Annotated in this window: 19 protein-coding genes and 1 pseudogene; 2 read left to right on the top strand and 18 right to left on the bottom strand. The window is 50.2% G+C overall.

Annotated features, from left to right (window positions below; all coding sequences use genetic code 11):
• Positions 1-267: 267 nt before the first annotated feature.
• Positions 268-487, top strand: a pseudogene (locus HMPREF1246_RS05170) (DUF2188 domain-containing protein).
• Here the strand turns inward: HMPREF1246_RS05170 and HMPREF1246_RS05165 are convergent.
• The 8 genes from HMPREF1246_RS05165 to HMPREF1246_RS05130 all read right to left on the bottom strand — a co-directional run bounded on the left by HMPREF1246_RS05165 (position 484) and on the right by HMPREF1246_RS05130 (position 7113).
• Positions 484-642, bottom strand: a complete 159-nt coding sequence (locus HMPREF1246_RS05165) for a hypothetical protein (RefSeq protein WP_021736891.1) — start codon at positions 640-642, stop codon at positions 484-486. The pseudogene HMPREF1246_RS05170 and the gene HMPREF1246_RS05165 overlap by 4 nt on opposite strands.
• Positions 643-699: 57 nt before the next feature.
• The gene (locus HMPREF1246_RS05160; RefSeq protein WP_016459737.1) at positions 700-939 is read right to left on the bottom strand and encodes a hypothetical protein; all 240 of its coding nucleotides are present in this window, start codon (positions 937-939) and stop codon (positions 700-702) included.
• The gene (locus HMPREF1246_RS05155) at positions 936-1949 is read right to left on the bottom strand and encodes a hypothetical protein (RefSeq protein ID WP_021736914.1); all 1014 of its coding nucleotides are present in this window, start codon (positions 1947-1949) and stop codon (positions 936-938) included. The genes HMPREF1246_RS05160 and HMPREF1246_RS05155 overlap by 4 nt, the downstream gene beginning before the upstream one ends.
• A gap of 464 nt (positions 1950-2413) precedes the next feature.
• Positions 2414-2806, bottom strand: coding sequence for a 30S ribosomal protein S9 (gene rpsI, locus HMPREF1246_RS05150; RefSeq protein WP_009015557.1), 393 nt, complete (start codon positions 2804-2806; stop codon positions 2414-2416).
• A 20-nt stretch (positions 2807-2826) separates the two neighbouring features.
• A complete protein-coding gene (gene rplM / locus HMPREF1246_RS05145) occupies positions 2827-3264 on the bottom strand; it encodes a 50S ribosomal protein L13 (protein WP_009015558.1) in 438 nt (145 codons plus the stop codon).
• 133 nt (positions 3265-3397) lie between these two features.
• A complete protein-coding gene (locus HMPREF1246_RS05140) occupies positions 3398-4300 on the bottom strand; it encodes an ROK family protein (RefSeq protein WP_021736913.1) in 903 nt (300 codons plus the stop codon).
• A gap of 8 nt (positions 4301-4308) precedes the next feature.
• Entirely contained in the window at positions 4309-5775 is a 1467-nt protein-coding gene (gltX, locus tag HMPREF1246_RS05135) for a glutamate--tRNA ligase (RefSeq protein ID WP_009015560.1), read from the bottom strand.
• 93 nt (positions 5776-5868) lie between these two features.
• A complete protein-coding gene (locus HMPREF1246_RS05130) occupies positions 5869-7113 on the bottom strand; it encodes a DEAD/DEAH box helicase (RefSeq protein WP_014128138.1) in 1245 nt (414 codons plus the stop codon).
• Positions 7114-7323: 210 nt separating this feature from the next.
• Between HMPREF1246_RS05130 and HMPREF1246_RS05125 the strand changes: the two genes are divergently transcribed.
• On the top strand, positions 7324-8901 hold the full coding sequence (locus HMPREF1246_RS05125; RefSeq protein WP_021736900.1) for a subtype B tannase: 1578 nt from the start codon (positions 7324-7326) through the stop codon (positions 8899-8901).
• Positions 8902-9170: 269 nt separating this feature from the next.
• On the opposite strand, the gene HMPREF1246_RS05120 is transcribed toward HMPREF1246_RS05125, so the two are convergent.
• The 10 genes from HMPREF1246_RS05120 to ylqF form a co-directional block, all read right to left on the bottom strand.
• Complete coding sequence (locus HMPREF1246_RS05120; RefSeq protein ID WP_021736897.1) at positions 9171-10367, bottom strand: pyridoxal phosphate-dependent aminotransferase; 1197 nt, start codon at positions 10365-10367, stop codon at positions 9171-9173.
• 12 nt (positions 10368-10379) lie between these two features.
• Complete coding sequence (locus tag HMPREF1246_RS05115) at positions 10380-12038, bottom strand: nucleoside kinase (protein ID WP_035224374.1); 1659 nt, start codon at positions 12036-12038, stop codon at positions 10380-10382.
• A gap of 74 nt (positions 12039-12112) precedes the next feature.
• Positions 12113-13363, bottom strand: a complete 1251-nt coding sequence (locus tag HMPREF1246_RS05110; protein WP_021736899.1) for a pyridoxal phosphate-dependent aminotransferase — start codon at positions 13361-13363, stop codon at positions 12113-12115.
• A 148-nt stretch (positions 13364-13511) separates the two neighbouring features.
• Positions 13512-13829, bottom strand: coding sequence for a hypothetical protein (locus HMPREF1246_RS10820; RefSeq protein WP_231368240.1), 318 nt, complete (start codon positions 13827-13829; stop codon positions 13512-13514).
• 220 nt (positions 13830-14049) lie between these two features.
• Complete coding sequence (locus HMPREF1246_RS05100; RefSeq protein ID WP_021736892.1) at positions 14050-15615, bottom strand: hypothetical protein; 1566 nt, start codon at positions 15613-15615, stop codon at positions 14050-14052.
• A gap of 38 nt (positions 15616-15653) precedes the next feature.
• On the bottom strand, positions 15654-16400 hold the full coding sequence (locus HMPREF1246_RS05095) for an A24 family peptidase (protein WP_009015568.1): 747 nt from the start codon (positions 16398-16400) through the stop codon (positions 15654-15656).
• A 12-nt stretch (positions 16401-16412) separates the two neighbouring features.
• Positions 16413-17939 carry a YifB family Mg chelatase-like AAA ATPase gene (locus HMPREF1246_RS05090; protein ID WP_021736893.1) on the bottom strand — a complete coding sequence of 509 codons (1527 nt, stop codon included), beginning with the start codon at positions 17937-17939 and terminating at the stop codon, positions 16413-16415.
• Positions 17940-18005: 66 nt separating this feature from the next.
• Positions 18006-18359 (bottom strand): YraN family protein, encoded by a 354-nt coding sequence (locus HMPREF1246_RS05085; protein ID WP_009015570.1) that lies wholly within the window; start codon positions 18357-18359, stop codon positions 18006-18008.
• A 4-nt stretch (positions 18360-18363) separates the two neighbouring features.
• Positions 18364-19176 (bottom strand): ribonuclease HII, encoded by an 813-nt coding sequence (locus tag HMPREF1246_RS05080; protein WP_009015571.1) that lies wholly within the window; start codon positions 19174-19176, stop codon positions 18364-18366.
• A gap of 206 nt (positions 19177-19382) precedes the next feature.
• Complete coding sequence (gene ylqF, locus HMPREF1246_RS05075; protein ID WP_009016020.1) at positions 19383-20255, bottom strand: ribosome biogenesis GTPase YlqF; 873 nt, start codon at positions 20253-20255, stop codon at positions 19383-19385.
• Position 20256: the final 1 nt, after the last annotated feature.

The following is a 20256-nucleotide window of genomic DNA, read 5'->3' as shown; positions in this document are numbered from 1 at the left end:
ACGCTGAGAGACTGTTTCTTCAGCCAGGCATTGCCGCCAGCTTCCACATCGTCAGACCGTTTCTTGCTTTGAGCTCGCTTTTATAGACCGGTGCGTAAAGGCACGGACAGTGGGGATGAGCCGGGCTTACCCTGCCCGCCCGGAGCAATTTGATGTATATAGATCGGCGCCTGGCCGAAGCTATTAGGGTAATAAAAAAGCAGGCCACAAGGTCTGCTCTTAGAAGAATGTTTTGTTGTAATCTCCTTAAGAAAGGAGGTAATAAGAATGGGTAAAAACCAGCATGTTGTTCCTCTCAATGGGAACTGGGCTGTTAAGCGAACACAATGCAAAAGTAACTAAGACTTTCAGCAGAAAATCAGACGCTACTGATTTTGGTCGCAAAATAGCTCGCAATCAAGGGTCAAAACTCGTGATTCATAATAGAAATGGTCAGATTTCTCATAAAGATAGTCACGGCAATGACCCTTTTCCTCCTAAAGGTTAATCTTTGTATTCGTAATTAGGAATCAGTACGATGGTATAACCGTCAGCCATGTCCCAATCGTCTGTTGTAATAGCGGCAACGGTTGTACCATCTTCTTTTTTTACCTGGAGTTTCGTATATTTATCGCACAAAACAAAAGGTTCTTCTGGTTTCACATTGTGCCTCCTTTCAGGCATCAAAAAAGCCCGCTGTTGAAACAGGGGCTTGCAATATTAATACGTAAACTCAATGTGCTTTGGAAGATCTTCAATTACTTTGGTGTTTGGCATTGGACTAGTGCGACTTAGCACCTTGCCACGGTTACAATCGTTGCACCAAACGGCCGAAATTCCTATATTATCCTCTTTACTCATGAAAATAAATCCGTAATCAAGGTTCTCTTTACCACAAAGAGGACATTTGACATGAGGCACTCCATCATTGAGTTGTACCATTTCATCAACCCATTTCATTTCTTATCCTCTCCTAGCCTTTTTACATAAAAGAAAAAGCTTTCAAAACGTCTTGCTACGACTTCCATTCTGTCCATATGATGTTGCACATAAATTGATTCGTATTTCTTAAATTGCAACACGTGACAATTCTCATGAATTATTGTTTTGAGCAATTCATCTTCATCCCTGAACGCATTGGGGAACAAGTCTATCCGGCCAATATACCTAGGGTCTGAGGATCCATAATATCCGCCTCTTATACTCCCTTTATCTAACTGTATCTTATATGAAATTTCATGCGTTTTCAAGTCGTATTTTCTGCAAATTTCCTTTACTGACTTCATCTTCATCAATACCTTAAAACCCGAGAAATCAGGCGTGTTTTTCTTCCTTCTCTCCAACACACGGAAAAGGCGGCTCTCCTTTATCCCCAATATCTCGAAGTTCCTTGCCTTCTCCATCCAGCCAGCCCTGCCGGCCTTCCATTCCTCCCGCCCTTTAACGCCTAGGATTTTCTCCTGGACGCTGAGAGACTGATTCTTCAGCCAGGCATTGCCGCCAGCTTCCACATCATCGGACCGTTTCTTCCCTTCCAGCTCACTCCGGTACACCGGTGCATAGTGGCACAGGCAATGGGGATGAGCCGGATTCACCGGAGCGGCGTCCTTTGGGAAAACGCCCTTCCCTAGGCCGTACAGTTCAGCATCAGCGTACATATCACAAATGTCTTCCGCCGGATGCCTGCTTCCTAGCTTCCACTGGTAGGCCACCACATCTTCATCTTCTCCGTAGCGGGCTGTGAACGCGTCGTAACGGGCCCTCACCGCTTCCGTCCGGGCAATTCGTTCAGCAACGTACCGGCTTTTTTCCTCTATAGCCGTCTGGATGGCTCTCTCAATGGATTTTTTGTTTCCCTCGTCTACTTTTTCGAGGAGCTCATATAACGACGTTCCAAAGTGATTGTAGGCGGTTGTATCGGGTCTTAATCCATCGGCCTGTCCCTTTACTTTTCGGATGGCCTTCAGCAATGCTTTCTTTTCCTTATCGGAAAGATTATCCCTACTGCGCCGCACCCAGTTCACAAGATCAGCTGTGTATTTCGGCAGCTCCTACATATAGGTGACGCTGCCATGGTGATAGCCATCATTTGATTCTGTTCGGGACCAAATTTCCAAGTATCCCCCTGAGTTATCAAAATAATATGAGCATGCTCTATACCAATATGACACTTCTCAGTAACGCCGAAGTGGACCTTAAAATAAGATAGCTTATCCTTGATTACTCTTCCAAGGATATCACGAACCGGATTTATACTCACAAGGCTATGACTCAGCGAGTTGCGGCCATTAACCGGATTTAATTATTTGTACGCTATAGAAAATTGCGCAGCTAATTTTTGTTGGTTTTAAACAATTTTGCAATAAAAAAAGCGCATCCCATCTTGGGATGCGCTTTTTCTCTTGCATAAACTTGCAATGGTTTGTAAGGCTCTTTATCTCTTGGAGAACTGGGAAGCCTTACGAGCTTTCTTCAAGCCGTATTTACGACGTTCCTTCTCGCGCGGGTCACGGGTCAGGAGACCAGCTTTTTTCAGAAGGGGACGGTAATCTCCGTCAACTTTCAGAAGGGCACGGGCAATACCGTGACGGACAGCGCCAGCCTGGCCAGCGATACCGCCGCCGACGACGTTAGCCGTAACATCATATTTACCCAGGGTTTCAGTCGTTTCGAGCGGTTGACGAACAACCAGTTCGAGGGTCTTGAGGCTGAAATATTCACTCAATTCGCGGCCGTTGATTACGATCTTGCCTTCGCCCGGAACAAGGCGAACACGAGCGACAGAGCTCTTGCGGCTGCCAGTTGCATCATAAGTAACTTTTGCCATTGTCTAGTTCTCCTCTCCTCTTAGCGAATATCGATGGTCAGAACTTCAGGCTTTTGTGCAGCATGAGGATGTTCAGAACCAGCGTATACATGCAGTTTTTTAATGATTTGGCTGCCCAGACGATTGTGGGGAACCATTCCGCGAACGGCCAATTCAACCATTCTGACCGGATTCTTGGCAAGCATATCGCCTGCTTTAGTATATTTATCGCCGCCCAGATAACCGGAGTGACGGAAGTAAACTTTCTGAACCAGTTTCTTGCCCGTCAGACGGACCTTGTCAGCATTGATGATGATGACATGATCCCCCGTGTCCATATGGGGCGTGAAAGTTGGTTTATGTTTACCGCGGAGCACCTTTGCGACTTCGGCAGCAAGACGGCCGAGGGTCTTATCGGCAGCATCCACTACGTACCATTTGCGTTCAATGGTAGACGGGGTTGCCATATATGTTTTCATCCTGATTCCTCCTAAATAAAAACTCAATCAATTGTCGTATCCAGTGATGAGTCTTATCAATCGCATCGGGGCTAACGACACAATCTCAAAGTGATACCCTAATATTATAGTGACTATCCTTTAAAATGTCAAATCATTTTTTCCCTTCCTGGCGGCGCTGCTGGTAGAGATAGAGGGCGCCCAGCATGCCCGCGTCGTTTTGGAATTGGGCCAGGGAAAGGGTCGTATGAGGCGTTAAAATGGCCGGCATCTTGGCGTCAAAGGCCGCCTTGAGATAGGGCATGAGGAGCTTCCTTTGGGCCGAGATTCCGCCGCCAATAACGATACGGTCCGGATTTACGATCCACGCCAGGGACACGATGCCCACCATCCAGCGGTCCACCCATTCGCGCAGGAGATGTGTCTCCATCTCCTCCCCTTTTTCCACAAAGGCAAAAAATTCCTGCCCCGTAAGGGATCCGAGCGTAAGGCCCCGCTTTATCTCCGCCGCCGTGAGAAGAGCTGAAACGCTGGCCCAGTTCTCCCACGTCTCAGAAGACCCCAAATAGGCCTGCCCCACTTCACCAGCCGCGTAGGACGCGCCGCGGTAAAGCCTGCCTTCATGGACCAAAGCACCGCCAATCCCCGTTCCGAGAGTCATGCACAGCAGCATATGAGCTCCTTTGCCAGCGCCTTGCCAGTATTCAGCAAGGGCCGCGCAGTTGACGTCATTTTCACAAAGAGCAGGAAGGCCTGTTTCCTTTTCAAGGAAATCCACAAGGTTCATGCGGTGAAGGCCGGGAAAAAACTGGCTTGGAAGGAGCAGTTCTCCCGTATCGCCGTTTACAACGCCTGCAAGGGAAACGGCAATCCCAGTAATGGGGAATGCATTTCTGACGCGCCGCACAAGGGAAAGGAGATCTGCGAGGAAGGCGTCCACCCCTTTTTCCCGAATACGGGTAGGCAGGCTCCCCTTTTGGAGAAACCTGCCTGTTTCATCTGCAACCCCAAACTTAATGGCTGTACCGCCAATATCAATGGTAAGGATGGTTTCCACGGGTGCTCCTATTTATTTTCAATGAAGGCGATGGCCTTTTCCAAGCGTTCCAAGGTCTTTTCACGACCAAGAAGAACCATGACATCGAACATGCCCGGGCTGAAGGTGCGGCCCGTCAGGGCAAGACGCGTCGGATGAATGACCTTTCCAAAGGAAATACCCATTTCATCCGCAATTTCATGGTAGGCCTGTTCCGTCGTCGCAAGGTCAAAGACAGGAAGAGCGGCCAGCTTGTCGTGGCATTTCCTAAGAAGGGATGCGTTTCCCGGTTTGAAATGCTTTTCGACGCCCTTTTCTTCGTAGCCGTCGAGGTCCTTAAAGAAATACGTCGACGCATCGGCCACTTCGGCAAGGGTCTTGACACGGACGCGAACCACATCGACAAGGTGAGCAAAATAATCCTTATGGGCTGCAAGATAGGCATCATCGACAAGGCCCTTTTCCTTGAAGAAAGGAATGGCAGCTTCAACGATGCGGTCAAGAGGCAGGCTGGAAAGATACTGACCGTTCATCCAGGTCAGTTTCTTCACGTCATAGACAGCTGCTTTCTGGCTCATCTTGCTGAAGTCAAAGACCTTCACCGTATCTTCGAGAGAGAAGATTTCTTCGTCATTGCCAGGCGCCCAGCCCAAAAGGGTCAGATAGTTTATGATAGCTTCTGGAAGATAACCTTGGCTGCGGAATTCCTCAACGCTCGTTGCTCCGTGGCGTTTACTGAGTTTGCTCCGATCCGGTGCAAGGATCATGGGCATATGACCGAATTGAGGGGCTTCCCAGCCCAGTGCCTGATAGATAAAGAGCTGTTTCGGCGTGTTGGAGACATGTTCTTCGGCGCGCAGGACATGGGTCATGCCCATGAGATGATCATCAACGACAACGGCAAAGTTATAGGTTGGGATACCGCTGCTCTTCATGATGACAAAATCATCGTATTGGTTCACATCAAACTGGATATCGCCATGGATCATATCATGGAAGCCAATCGTTCCTTCGAGAGGCACCTTGATGCGGACCGAATAGGATTCGCCATTTTCGACACGCTTCTTGGCCTCTTCTGGCGGAATGTCGCGGCAGGTCCTAGCATAGTGGAAGGGCTGTTTCAAGGCACGCTGCTTTTCACGCTGCTCCGCTAAGTCTTCGGCCGAGCAGAAGCAGTAGTAGGCCTTTCCTTCATCAATAAGCTGCTGGCAATATTTGCGGTAGATATCAAACCGTTCGGACTGGAAGTACGGACCGACAGGGCCGCCCACCTCAGGGCCTTCATCCCAACTAAGCCCCAGCCACTTCAAGCTCGTAATGATCTGGGAGACGGAATCTTCCTTCAAGCGGTCCTGATCCGTATCTTCAATACGAAGGACCAGCTTGCCGCCTTGGCTTCTCGCAAAAAGCCAGTTGAAAAGGGCCGTTCTGGCACCGCCAATATGCAAATATCCCGTTGGACTCGGGGCAAATCGTACGCGAACTTCTTTATCCATGGAAGCACCTCTTATCTAAATCTGAAAACATATAATCTTCATTATAGCACGTTTCTCCCTCCATGCGGGGATTTTTTGACCGTGCATAAGCCGTCACTTCTTCTGTTTGCGCGAAGCTTCGGCGTATTTTGTTCCCCGTTTGTTGGACCCGACGGCACTCTTGCCGCGTTTAGGGAGCCGCTTTTTCTTGGGGCGCACGGGCTTTACGGTCCGCCGCACCTTTTCACCGGCAAGGTTCTGCCGCTCCAAGGTGATGCCGAGCTTATCTTCAAGATGGGTCAGCCAGCGAGTCTCATCAGCTGTATAAAAGGTGATGGCCTCCCCTTCGTTGCCGGCCCGTCCCGTTCTGCCAATGCGATGGACGTACCAATCAGGGTCATGGGGAATATCAAAGTTCACGACCTGGGTCACGCCTTCCACATCAAGACCGCGGGCGGCAATATCGCTTGCCACAAGGATCTGGGTCTTGGCCTTACGGAAGCGTTCCATAGCTTGGCGCCGTTTCTGCTGGGACATATCGCCGTGAAGGACATCGGCATTGAAGCCTTTGCCATAGAGCCAGTCGTAGACCTCGATAGCTCGTTCCTTGCTCTTGCAGAAAACGAGCATGAGGAAGGGATTGCAGCGATCAATGATGGTTTGGAGGGCTTCTTCCTTATGGTCCTCACTTACTTTGATGCAGACCTGGTGGATGGTCGATGCCGTCGCTTCCTTGGGATCGATGTCAATGAGGCGGGGATTCTTGGTGATCATCTTGCCAAGTTTCCGCACTTCTTCATCAAGGGTTGCCGAGCACATCATGGTCTGATGGGGCTGGGGCATAAGGGACAGCAAGGTTTCAATATCCTCGCCAAAGCCTTGGCGCAGCATTTCGTCCACTTCGTCAAGGACAAGGTAAGTTATGCCGCCAAGGCTCGTGTTGCCCTTGCGCAAGTGGTCCAAGAGGCGACCTGGCGTCCCCACAAGGACGTTGGCCTTATTGCCCAGTTTCCGCCGTTCTTCGTCATAGTCCTTGCCGCCGCTCACGGCAAGGACGCGGACTGGCGTGCCGTCAGCAAGCTTCTTGATTTCACCTGCCGTCTGCTGGGCCAGCTCCCTTGTCGGGGAAAGAATGAGGGCCTGGACGAAGGTCTTTACTTCCGTAATTTTTGTAAAAAGAGGCACGACAAAGGAAAGGGTCTTCCCCACCCCCGTCTGGGCGCGGCAAATGACGTCCCGTCCCTGCAAAAGGGCGGGGATGGCGCGTTCCTGCACAGGCGTCGGAATATCCTTTCCAGTCTGATGGAGTCGTTCAACAAGAGAAGGCGCAATCGCAAATTGAGCAAAACTACTTGGCATGGGGGTCTCTCCCTTCCTATTCATCAAAATTTCATGTTCTTCATTATATACTAAAGACCAAGAGTCAGGCAACGGAGGGTCCCCTGCCATTCTTCTTTTTCATTGCAAAAGGACGCTGCTTCCGTCCTTTGACAACCCCTACATTCCCTTCTACAATAGGAACGGATAAAAAACTGCGCTTTAATCCATACGCAAAAAGGAGTGACCTTGATGATATCAAAAAAAGCCGTTCTCTTAGGAGGCTTGAGCCTTCTTATTGGGACTGCCAGCGTGGCTGCCGCAAAGGAAGCTATCTGTTCCGAACAAATAATGCCTACAGTCCTTACCGCGCAAAAGCGGCCTGACGCGAAAAATCAGCGCTATGATCTTACTTTTATCCCTAAACCAGACCGCAAGGAAACCCTCACGGTAAATGGCAAAGCCGTTCCATTCTATGCCTACGAAAACCGAGTCTATGTCAGCCATCCCAAGGCGGCTGAATCAGAGAGCCTGACCCTCTACATTCCTGCCGCCTATCTGGAAGGCGGCCGCATCAATGGCTACAGTGCAAAAACAGCCCCCATTTTCATGCCAAACGGGGTGGGCGGCTATATGCCTGGCAAAATCCAGGCTCCTAGTGAGACAAATCGCGAAGGAACCGGTCCAAACGCCGTCCTTTATGCCCTATCTCGCGGTTATGTAGTTGCAGCTCCCGCCATACGGGGCCGCACTACTACAAATAGTGAAAACACGTATGTAGGAAAGGCGCCGGCACTCATCGTGGACTACAAAGCCGCGGTCCGCTATTTGCGGCATAACAGGGACCGCCTGCCCGCGGGCGATACCCAGCGGATCATTGCAAATGGAACCAGCGCAGGGGGAGCGCTTTCTGCCCTATTGGGCGCGACGGGAAATAGCGATGCCTATGAGCCTTATCTCAAAGAAATTGGCGCAGCCAAGGAACGGGATGATATTTTTGCGGCGAGCGTCTATTGTCCCATAACGGATCTATCCCATGCCGACATGGCCTATGAGTGGATCTTCAGCGGCGTCAACACCTACTTTCAGCAGCAGGGGCCCACTCAGGCAGCACCCAGTGACCGTCCCCTTCATGCGCTGCAGGAAAGCCTGACCGAGCATTCCATGACAGAAACGGAACAAGCTATTTCCAAAGAACTGAAAGCCGCCTATCCAGCCTATGTCAACGCGCTGGGACTTGAAACCAAGGACTATGGAAAGCTCTTGCTTGACGCCGAAGGAAACGGTTCTTTTAAAGACTATATCAAAGATCTTTATATGGCGTCGGCCCAAAAGGCACTGGACCAAGGCGTCAACGTGTCAAAAACGGATTGGATTCAAGTAAGCGATGGAAAAGTCGTTGATATGGATCTATCCCTTTATGCCCTTCTTGCAACGAGACTTAAAGCAGCACCGGCCTTCGATAAACTGGATAGTTCCGCTCCCGAAAATGATGAATTTGGCACGTCGGACGGCACGCCGCGCCACTTCACCCGTTTTTCCATGGACCATCGCACGGACCTTCGCTCCATGGTACCAGATAAGGAAGCACGCCTGATCAACCCCGTTTCCTTCCTTCAGGAAAAGGAAGGAAAAGCGGCACCGCACTGGCGGATCCGTCATGGCAGCCTCGATCGGGATACTGCTCTTGCCATTCCTGCTGAACTTGCCTTACTGCTTCAAAAACGCGGCAAGGACGTTAATTTTGAAGTAGCTTGGGGAAAAGGTCATGCAGGAGATTATGACCTGTCAGAACTGTTTGATTGGCTGGATGGAATCTGCCGCTCGTAATTTCACGTACCCCTTAGGAATGAAAACAGCCCTATATAAAAAACGGAAGAAAGTGGAGAAATCCCCCTTTCTTCCGTATTTTTATGATCAAAAGTCTTGATTTTAAGGAAACGATCTCTTGCCATTAGCCTTTTTCCATATAGTACCGGCGGCAGCCATTGAAAAGGGTGGACGGAAAAGAATCATGCGTTCTTTCCCGCCACCTTATTACAACGGCCTTTTTAGGTTGTGTTCATAGCTCCCGCCATGCTGCGGCACGCAGATGCGCCTTACAGAGTCCGTCCTGGATACTGTTTCAAGCCTTCGGCAAGGATATGCATGGCTTTTTTGAGGTCTTCACAGTTGAGGACGTAAGCAATGCGGCATTCGTCGCGGCCCCGGTCCGGAGAAGATACATAGAAGCCATTTCCTGGCGTAATCATGACCGTTTCATTATCGATGGCAAAATCGGTGAGGAGCCATTGGGCAAACTTTTCGATGTTGTCAACAGGCAATTTGACCATGACATAAAAAGCCCCTTTCGGTTCGGACGAAATGACGCCAGGCATAGCAGAGAGGGCTTCCTTCAGGGTATCGCGGCGGCGCGTATATTCATTGCGCACCTCTTCCCAATAAGAAGCCGGTGTCGTATAAAGCCCCGTTGCCCCGGCCTGATCCAATTGGGAAACAGAAAGACGTGCCTGGCAGCATTTAAGGAGCTGGGCACTGAGTTCCTTGTTCTTGGTCATCACGCAGCCAATCCGGGCCCCACACGCACTGTAGCGTTTAGAAACAGAATCGATCATGATAAGGTGCTCTGCCAGTTCCGGCATGGTGCCAAAGCTCTTATATTCGCCATCATAGACAAATTCACGATAAACTTCATCGGCAATAAGGGCAAGGTCATGTTTGCGGACGATGCGGCTGATAAGAGCCATTTCCTGTTCCGTATAAATGACGCCCGTCGGGTTTCCTGGGTTTGAAATCAGAATGGCCCGCGTCCGGGAATTGATGTGCTTTTCGATCTCGGCTTCACTGGGCAGGTGGTACCCATCGTGTGCTGACGTGGGAACGCCGCTGATTTCAACATTATAAGCACCGACAAAGCTCTTATAGTTGGCATAAAAAGGTTCAAACATAAGGATGTTGTCGCCAGGATCGCAGGTCGTCATGACGGCAAAGGCAATGGCTTCGCTGCCGCCATTGGTTACATAGATGTCATCTAGATTGTAGTCCATCCCCCAGTCATGGTAATACATCTGGATAGCCTTGATCAGGCCTTCCTGTCCCTGGGACTTACCATATTCAAGCACAGCCGGATGGAACTTTTTCACGGCGTCAAAGAAGCTGTCCGGCGTTGCAATATCAGGCTGACCAATATTCAAATGGTAGATCTTGCGTCCTGCCTTCTCTGCTGCATTGGCCATTGGTGCCAGCTTACGAATGGGGGAAGTGGGGATTTTTTTTGTGCGTTCAGAAATATACATGAGCCTTCTCCTTTACAATAAATCTCCAAATACAGAATGGCCGATGAACTCGCGAATGATGGAGTTGTTGGGAATGGGCTCATCATCAATCGGTTCAACGATACTCAGCATACTTTTCAGTTTGGATGCCACCGTGTACTCTGCTGTATCTGGCTGGATCCGTTCCAATAAGGGGTAAGCATACTTCTTGAAGACTGCCAGTTCGTAGATAAGGGTCGTATTAAAGAGGATGTCGGCTTCTTCACTGAAAGGAAAAATATATTTTTCCTCTCCGTCCCTCACCTTATGCCAATTTTGGATTGTTGTGATAGCATCGTGGGACCGGAAGAGTGAATCCCGCACCATCCGGCGCAAGAGACGCATATCCGTTGTGGGAATCCGGTTGTAGTCATCAAAGGAAAGGGGCGTCAGGGCACTGATGTAGATCTTCATCTTTTCCCGGCGCGGTACGGATGACGAGACCGCTTCGTTGAGACCATGGATTCCTTCTACAATAAGGACACCGTCATCTCCCAACTGTTCCTTTTGGTCCCGGTAGCTCCGGGTCCCCGTGTGAAAGCTGAAATGAGGAATGGTTACAGTTTTTCCTTGAAGAAGCTCGTGAAGCTGCTCGTTGAAAAGATCCGTATCAAGGGCACCCAAGGATTCAAAATCATAACTTCCATCAGGAAGACGCGGCGTATCCTTGCGTTCCTTGAAATAGTTATCCATGGAAATCGGGATGGGTCGCATGCCATTGACGCGCAGCTGAACGGCCAGACGCTGGGAAAAAGTTGTTTTTCCCGATGAGGATGGACCAGCAATGAGGACTAACCGAACCCCCCGCTCCTCACTGGCAATGGCATCTGCAATCTGGGCAATCTTTTTTTCATGCTGTGCTTCACAGGCCAGGATGATTTCCCGGCTGTTGCCCCGTTTGATGAACTGGTTCAGGGCAGCAACCGTCGGACAATGCAGACGCTGCCCCATCTTTTCAGAATCGGCATAGACCGCGGCCAATTTATCCCGGCGAGCAAATGGTTCAAGGCGGTCATAGTGTCCCCTTTTTCCATAACGCAGGAGGATTCCTGACCCCATTCGGATCAGTTCAAATTCCTTAAGATAGCCCAAATGAGGCAAAAGGGGGTTCACGAAATAGGCACTCACTCCGTCCAGTTCATAAACTGGAATCTCCACATCATCCGGCAAGGCAGACAGAAGCGGCGCCTGATCACAATAAAAACGAGGTTTTACATAGGACCAGGCTTCCTGCTTTTTCTTAAAGGAAAGCGTGATGGGGGTCTTTTCCTGGATCATAGCTTTCATCTCGGCAGCCACATCGGCCAAGTCGTAATCGCTGAGGACAATCTTATTCTTGATGTCGCAATAAAGTGCATTGCCAAACGTATTCTGCACTTCCAGCATAACCTGCGGACGAGCTCGGTTCATGGCAGCAATAAGGACAAACAAAAAAGTGCTGATGTACGTATTATAACTCTCCACACTGTTCATATCAAGGAAACAAATTCGATCCCCTTCCTGAGGAATCATTTGCAAGGGAACTTCCCGTCCATTCAGGACTCCCAAGGCAATAGGAGTATCATACGCTGCCTGATAGTCAGGAGCAATGTCCACTAATGGTGTACCTTCTTGATAATTTCTTTGTTTTCCATCGGGTCCAACGAATTGCATCGAATCAGCTCCTTCTAAAGTTATCGCGTTAAGGAAAAAGGGGTGCTGCCTCACGCAACACCCCTTTGACGACCTTATTCACCAACGGCATCCATGGCTTTCTTGATTTTCTTGGCCATACCGTAGATTTTACTGAGCGGTGTACAGCAAAGTCCAACACGGACACCAGCTGCAAGCGGCACACAGAAGATATTGTCTTCATGGAGCTTATTGCAGACTGCCTCCGAATCCTTTGCCGGGATGGACAGGAAGAAGCCGGAAATATAAGGCATCATCTTGAGGCCGCATTCCTGGGCTTCCCTCGTGAAGACATCGCCCCGTTCCTGAATCATCTTATAGTAATGGTTCCGTTCTTTCTGGATATCATCCAGAAGCTTTTTGTCCTTGTAGATGGTGGCAAGCGTATCCATGGCACCGCGGTTGCAGTTGGACCAGGTGCTGCGGCTCGTAAACTTATTGACGTCCACGAATTCCTGGATCTGATCCTTGCTGGAAGAAACACCGATGAGGGCGCCGCTGCGCTGTCCATACATGGAAAAGCTCTTGGAAAGGCTGTAGCAGATCAAGACAAAAATATTTTCTGGCAAATGGCTGAGCTTCTTGAAGATCTTGCGGACCTCTTCCCTTTCACCGGCATAGTCAATATAGGCTACATCAAGGGCAAGGACAGCCTTTTTATTTGTTCCCTTGATGGAATCTTCCAACATGTGAAGCACATTTTCAACATCTTCCGGCGTCAGGCTGAATCCTGTCGGATTATGGGCCGGCGTGTTGATGATGACAAGGACACGGTCCTGTTTCTTGAGAAGCTCCTGTACTTTTTCCCGAAGTCCTTCCAAATTGAACCGGTGGTCTTCTGTCACCATGGGATAGGTGTCAAAATTGCGGTTCATATCGCGGCACATGGTCTTGTAAGGGCCCCAATACCAAGCGCTTGTAAGCACCGTATCACCAGGCATCGTGTAGTTCCAGATGCAGTGATGGACGGCACCGCTGCCGCCAGCGGTTGCAACTGCAGCCGTGTAGCAGCCATCCGGACGGGACTGGCCAAAACAGGCACCCTGGACAAGATCCAGGAATTCCGGGAGTCCTGTAATAGGTGCGTATCTAAACAGTTCCGCATCGGACAAACTATGATAGACTTTGGCAACCGTCGGCAGTACAACAAAATTGCCATCATTATCCAGCATCACGCCAATCGTGGAATTTGTGACCTTATCTGCGCCAATTTCCTTGATCCGATTCTGGGCCGCTTCGCTGGCACCAAAAATACGGTCCTTTGCTGATTTCCCTTGTGCATGCGGTGCTACACAGCTGATTGACATAGAATAAATCCTCCCCTCGATGTGGGCCTTTCCGTGCCCAATCCATCTTACATGGAACTCATTATATAACGAATATTTATAGGGCATAGCGCTCTATTGTTTATTATCTCATCATTTGGGATTTTGGTCAATCGTTAGGGAAATGATTCTATATCGTTACAATTTCCGTTGCAAAGTGAACAATTTTAGTTTGAAGTATCAACTTATTCCCTTTTTCGCTCCGTTTCAAGAGGGTTTCCTCCGCGTGCATGCCTTGTCCTTTTTGCTCAAAGAGTTCAAAAAAAACCAAGATTTCAAAATAGCTTCCTTCTAAAGAAAGCTCGACAGTCTGTGCCATGACGCCATTTTTTTCCTTTACAGGACCCGAACGAAGAAAAAGCAGGCGACAGCCGCTTGCCTCCCCCCATTGAGTCAGTGCCTGAAGGATTTGGGAAGTAGAACGCTCAGGAGGGACCTCTTTTTCCAAGGCCGCAAGCTGACCATAAAGACGATTTTCCCTTTCCGCGTCATAATGACGATAAAAAAACAAGACCTCCTGATTCTCTTTACGAAGCTGCTGCAGAAATCCATAACGGGGATAAAAGAATGCGCCCTCCACAAAAAGAAACATAAGAAAGGTCACGCAAAAAAGCAGGAAGGCTCCCATAAGACCTTTGGGAAGGCTTTGCTTCACAAAAAAGCAGGACTCAGTCCGTTCCATCATGGGTCCTTCCTTTCTCCAAATGGATCAAGACAGTAAAATCAAGGGCCTTACCTGTCTTATCCTGGCTATCTTTGCCTTCCATATCTCCCAGCGTCACTTTTTTGACCGCAGGCAAACGGGAAAGATCCTTCGTCCAAATAAACAGAGGCTGCCGCTTTCTTGTCTTTCCCCTGATTTCAAGGATGGCACCTTTGGATGAGCGGCGGTCCTCCACGCTTTCAAGAACACATTCACTGGGAAGGCTTGTGCCCAGTTCCGTCAAAAGAGTGTGCCAAGACAGCGTCCGTTTTTCCGCCTCTGAAAGAAGTTCTGTCAAAGTATGGATGCTTTGTTCCGTCCTCCGATGCTGAAAAAGCCGGTCTTTCCAAAGGGAAATCGCCCGCTTTTGCTCGAGAAGCTGCTTTTTTTCATGGACAAGGTAAAGATGAGACGAAAAAAGAAAAACGGCCAAAACGCAAGTCATAGCAGCAAGGGCCCTTGTCAAAGGCTCTATAAAACGACGAGGAAGCCACTTTTCCTTATCACGTCCGGCTTGCAGATCAAGATAATAAGGGGGACTTCCTTTCTGTGCGGCTCCTAGAAGGGGTAGGATCTTCTGTCGGTCAAGCTTCCAGTGCGCCTGTTCAAAACGCTCTGCAGCCATGCCAAAACCGGAGCTTGGGAAATTGTGTACGGCAAGGGACGTCACTTCAGCAAGGGTGGAAAGGAAGGCGTCCTCAGCTTCCTTTTCTCCCCATACGAAAAGATCCGTAAAGGAAAGCTCCATGGCTTCATCCAAATAAGAGGTGAGATGCTTGACTTGGGATTTCCAGCGCTGAGCCTCTTCTTCCGGGGAAAGGCCAGCAGCCTTTTCCTTTTCATAATAGGGTCCATAGACTTTGGCAGATGGCAAGGTGTCCCAGGTTTCACTCGCTATGGGGAGTCCTTTTTCATAGGCAGTCAAGGTTCCACCCGTCCCTTCTCGGGAAAGAACAAGGGCCGTCCCGCGTTCCGTCTCAGGAAGGAGCCGCCCCAGGGACAGTGCCATTGGTTCAATTTTTACCAAGCAGCAGGAAAGCATGTCTGCAAGACATTCAAAAAACTCCAGTTCCACAAGAGGCGCCGCGGCGATGAGGGCGGAAAGAGGCGATCCTTTTTTCCCCATGACTTCAAGGACTGGTCCGAAGGTTCCTTCTTCATACGGGACATACTGGAGAGCCTCCCATAATACGGCATCCTTCCACTCCTTTTCCGGCAGTTCCGGGAGTTCCAACTGAGAGAGGAACCCATCCCCATGGGAAAGGACAATAGCAAGGGCCTTCAAAGGAATGCCTTTGTGCTGACAGATTTCCCGAATAAGCGCCGCCATGGCACCCGGATCATCCCAGCGTTTCTTTCCAGATAATGGAGGGGGCAAAGCAGCCGCTGCATAACGCTGGATTTCATAGGTTCCGCTTCTTCCCTTTGCGAACGCCGCAAGACAAAGAGCTTCCTTTTGAAGGAAGAGAACCGTCATCTTTTGCGGATAGGGACGAAACAGATTAAGAAAGTAAAGCAAAATGGCATGCATGGGAACGTCTCCTTACAACAGGGCGTAGTGGAAAGGGATTAGAACAAAAAGAGCTGGAAATAAAGACGGGCCACATCAGGACGCACGAAAAGAAAAAAGGCAGCCGTGCACAAAAATGGAGCAAATGGCAGAGGATCTCGCCACTTACGGCGGCCCAAGGCCATCATCAGGGCGGAAAAAGCAATGCCTAAGAGAGAGGCAAGAAAAAGGGTCAGGAGACTGCGCTCCCCATCAAGAAAAAGGCCGAGGGAAAAAGCGAGGGTTACATCACCAAAACCCATGCGGCCGCGGGATAAGCCATAAATCATCCACAGCGGAAGTCCCAAAAACAAGCTGCCTCCCACCATACGAAAGAAGGATGCACCGAACAAAAGATGGAATAGAGCCCCGCCAATCAAAAAGAGGAGGGATGCATCATAGACAAATTTTTCCTTCCCATCCATGACCGAAATGAGAACAAGAAAAGAAAAGAGATAAAAAGTAAGAAAAAGCAAAGGAGATGGAGCAGTGCCCCTTCCAAGGAGGGCAAAAGAGCCCCCCATCCCGACTTCCCACCATAAGAGATCCTTTTTAAGCGGCGCTAGACAGTAGCGGCAGCGGCCGCCGAGGCGAAGATAGCTCCACAGCGGGATTAAATCAAAAAAGCCCAGCCGATGACCGCAGGCATCACAATGAGAAGCTGGAAAAAAGAGGCTTTCCCCACGCGGAAGCCGGTCCGCGCAAAGTGCGAGGAAGCTTCCCGTGCAAAGTCCTGCAAGAATATAAAAAAGGGTCAGAAGCATCATGCAATTCCTTCCTCAAGACTGAATGCTGGTCCGCAGCTGAATGGCTTCCCCCAAATGGGATTCATCTATTTTTTCGGCTTCATCCAAGTCAGCAATGGTTCGGGCGACCTTGATGATTCGGTCGTGGCTTCTTGCACTGAGCCCCAACGCCGTAAAATAGGATTCCAGCATCTTTTCAGCGCCCTCCGTAAGGGGACAAAAAGCCTTCACTTCCCTACGACCCATACTGGCATTGCAGAACTTATGGGTCCCTCGGAGCCGTTCCTGCTGCCGCGCCCGGGCGGCAACCACGCGCTTTCTGATAGCGGCTGAACTTTCCGTTGGGCGGGTCCCCTTCATTTCCTTGTACTGCAGACGGGGCACGTGGATCTGGATGTCAATGCGGTCCAAGAGAGGCCCGCTGATCTTTTTCTGGTAACGCTGGATATCCCCGGGCCGGCAAGTACACTGATGGATGCCGTCCTCTTCTCCCCAAAAGCCGCAGGGGCAGGGATTCTGGGCTGCTACCAAGATGAAATCAGCAGGGAAAGTCAGTGTTGCCTGAACGCGGCTGATGGTAACAATCCGGTCCTCCAGCGGCTGCCGGAGAACCTCCAGGGAACTGCGAGTAAATTCCGGCAGTTCATCAAGAAAGAGTACCCCATGATGACTTAAGGTCACTTCCCCCGGTTTGGGGATACTGCCGCCGCCTATAAGGGCACTGTTTGAAACCGTATGATGAGGACTGCGAAAGGGTCGTTCCATGACAATGCCATGGCGATGACTGAGGAGACCAGCAATACTATAGATTTTTGTAACCTCAAGGGCTTCTTCCTCAGTCATAGGCGGCAGAATGGTCGGAAGACGCCGTGCCAGCATAGTCTTACCTGCGCCAGGCGCGCCTACCATAAGGATATTATGTCCGCCGGCGGCTGCGATTTCGAGGGCCCTTTTGGCCACGACCTGTCCTTGGACATCGGAAAAATCGACAGTTGTCGGAATTTCCTCTTCAGAAAACCGCAGGCATTTTTTTAACGGCAAAAGTGCCGCTTCCCCTTTGAGATGACGGACAATCTCACTTAAATGATGGGCCGTAAAAACATTGATGCCATCTACGAGTTCCCCTTCCTCGGCATTGCCTGCGGGAATAAAGATGCTTCCCCGCCCTTCGTCCCGTGCTCGTAAAATCATGGGCAGAATACCGCTCACCGGCCGCAGGGACCCATCAAGGGCGAATTCACCTACAAAGACAGGGGCATCATCCTTAGGCAGTTCCAATCTTGCCTGGGCAGCCAGGATACCTATGGCAATGGGCAGATCGAGACCGGATCCGTCTTTTTTTAGATCGGCAGGAGCAAGGTTGACCGTAATATGCTGATCGGGAAACTTGCAGCTTGAATTCTTGATGGCACTGCGGACACGCTCCCGGGATTCCTTGACAGCTGTATCAGCCAGTCCCACAATTTCAAAATTAAACTTTCCATTGGCCACATCAACCTCAACAACAATCATTTCGCCATTGATGCCGCAAGTCGTTTCTCCCCATGTCCGTGCGTACAATATCGTCACTCCTTCTTTGGGACAAGCTGCCTAAAAACAGTCAACAGGTCCCGCCTTTGTTCCCGGTTACAAATAGTTTTTTAAATGATTGAGCTGAAAATGGCCAAAGAGCATCATGATTTCAATGACGTCATAGCGGATCCGGTCGCCGGGGCGTTTATGGTCCTGCAGATACTCATAGGCGGTTTCCCTGATGCGAGCGGCTTTTTCCTCCGTAACGGCATCGCGGGGTCTGCCATAAAGGTCAGTTCGGCGGCTCTTGACTTCAACAAAGACAAGCAGATGCCCCTTGCGGGCCACAAGATCAAGTTCCCCATGACTGGAACTGTAGTTTTGGGCCTCAATGATATACCCTTGATGCCGGAGATAGGCCGCGGCTGCCCGCTCCCCCCAGCGGCCGAAACGAGTCCGTTCGTGCATCGCGCTATTTGAGCTTCAGGAGCTTGTCTTCGCTGATGGCAGGCGGTAAGGCGAGCCGGCTGGCAAGTCCCTTGATGGGTTCATAGGTCCTACGGTGCCACGGCGTTACACCCAAGGCCGCAAGGGCATCCAAATGGGCCTTTGACCCATAGCCTTTATTCGAAGAAAAGCCATATCCCGGATAGGTCTGATCGAGTTCCACCATGATACGGTCACGGGTCACCTTCGCAATGATGGAAGCGGCCGCAATCGCCGCACTGCGGGCATCACCATGAACAAGATCCTTCACGGGAATACCGACCAGGGAAAGTGGCATAGCATCGGTCAGTGCTGCATCCGGGGCTGCTGAAAGATGAGTCAGACACATCTGCATGGATTGTTTTGCCGCCTGATAGATATTAAGCGTGTCAATTTCCTGCGGCCCTAGGATGCGAACCGTCACGGCAAGTGCCTGCTGCAAGATTTCGTCATAAAGTGCCTCTCGGCGTTTCGGAGGGACTTTCTTGGAATCATTGAGTCCCGGCAGGTCAATTTCATGGGGCAGGATAACGGCAGCTGTTACCAAGGGGCCTGCTAACGGCCCTCGACCCGCCTCATCGGTTCCAGCGACATGGACAAATCCTTGTTCCCAAAAGATCCGTTCCGGTTCCATAAGGGCAGCAAGGCGCTCCTTTTCCGCCGCCATGCGGGCACACCGTTTATCATAGGACGCAAGGAGGCGCTGGACCCCTTTCCGTTCATCCCTGCGCCAGACAGCAAGATCCTCCTTAGCAGGCATATGAGAAAGGGCGGCTTTTATTTCTGCAATGGAATGCATCTCATCATCTTCCTTTTCTTTCTGGTTGAGTGGTCCAAGGACCTTATGGGCGTCATTATATCATGAATCCAGGGCTATGTGGGGTGCTTTGGCTGAATGGGTCTCCAAGCGTGCTAAAAGTCCTTTTTCAAGGGATGAACGGCCCTAATGAATTGTTTTATCAAAAAGCAAAAAGACTGCTGCACAAAAAGTACAGCAGTCTGCGTTTAGGGTTCTTCCAGTGTCATGGGACCCAATTTCCCAAATTTAAAATCGCGGAGAAAAAGATCGACAACCTTGGAACGGTTTACTTCCCCACCGCTCTTTAAGGCACCCCGTGCCCGGCCGATTTTATCAAGGAGGGATTCGGCCGTATCCATCTCTTCCACGGCAATGCCATAAGAGGCACCCAGTTCCTGAGGATACCGCTTTTTAAGGCGCAAGAGCAGAATGGAGGCAGCCATTTCCCGATCAAAGACGTCTTCCTTGATGGCGCCTGTCACAGCAAGGTGAAAACCGGTTTCCACCTTTTCAAACTTTGGCCAAAGCACGCCAGGCGTATCAAGAAGTTCTAGATTCTTTCCAATTTCCACCCATTGTGTATTGCGGGTCACGCCGGGACGATTCTGGGCCGCCGCCTTGTTTTTTCCCAAGATGCGATTGATAAGTGTCGATTTTCCTACATTAGGGATCCCCACAATCATGATTCGGATGGGATGGTTCCGCACGCCTTTTTTCAGCCACTTATCAATTACCGGCTGTCCGGCTTCCCGCATTGCCGTCAGAAGGGCTTTGACCCCGCGTCCTTTTTGGCAGTCAACTTCCAAAGCCTTAAGGCCCGCTTCCTTGAAATAGGTAAGCCAGGCCTTGGTGGCAAGGGGGTCAGCCATATCCGTTTTGTTTAGGGCTACAATCTTTACCTTACTGCCAATGAGTCCTTTAAGGAGCGGGTTGGCACTTGCCCGAGGAATGCGAGCATCAAGGAGCTCAACGACGACATCAACCATCCTAAGCTCGCTTTCCATCTGCCGTTTGGCCTTTGTCATATGACCGGGGAACCACTGGATCGTAAAGGCATAGCCTTCCAAAAGTTCTGGCATG

Source organism: Acidaminococcus sp. BV3L6, assembly GCF_000468835.1.
Taxonomy (GTDB): domain Bacteria; phylum Bacillota; class Negativicutes; order Acidaminococcales; family Acidaminococcaceae; genus Acidaminococcus; species Acidaminococcus intestini.
Note: the sequence above shows the minus strand (reverse complement) of the source record. Positions and strands in the feature narration are given on the sequence as shown.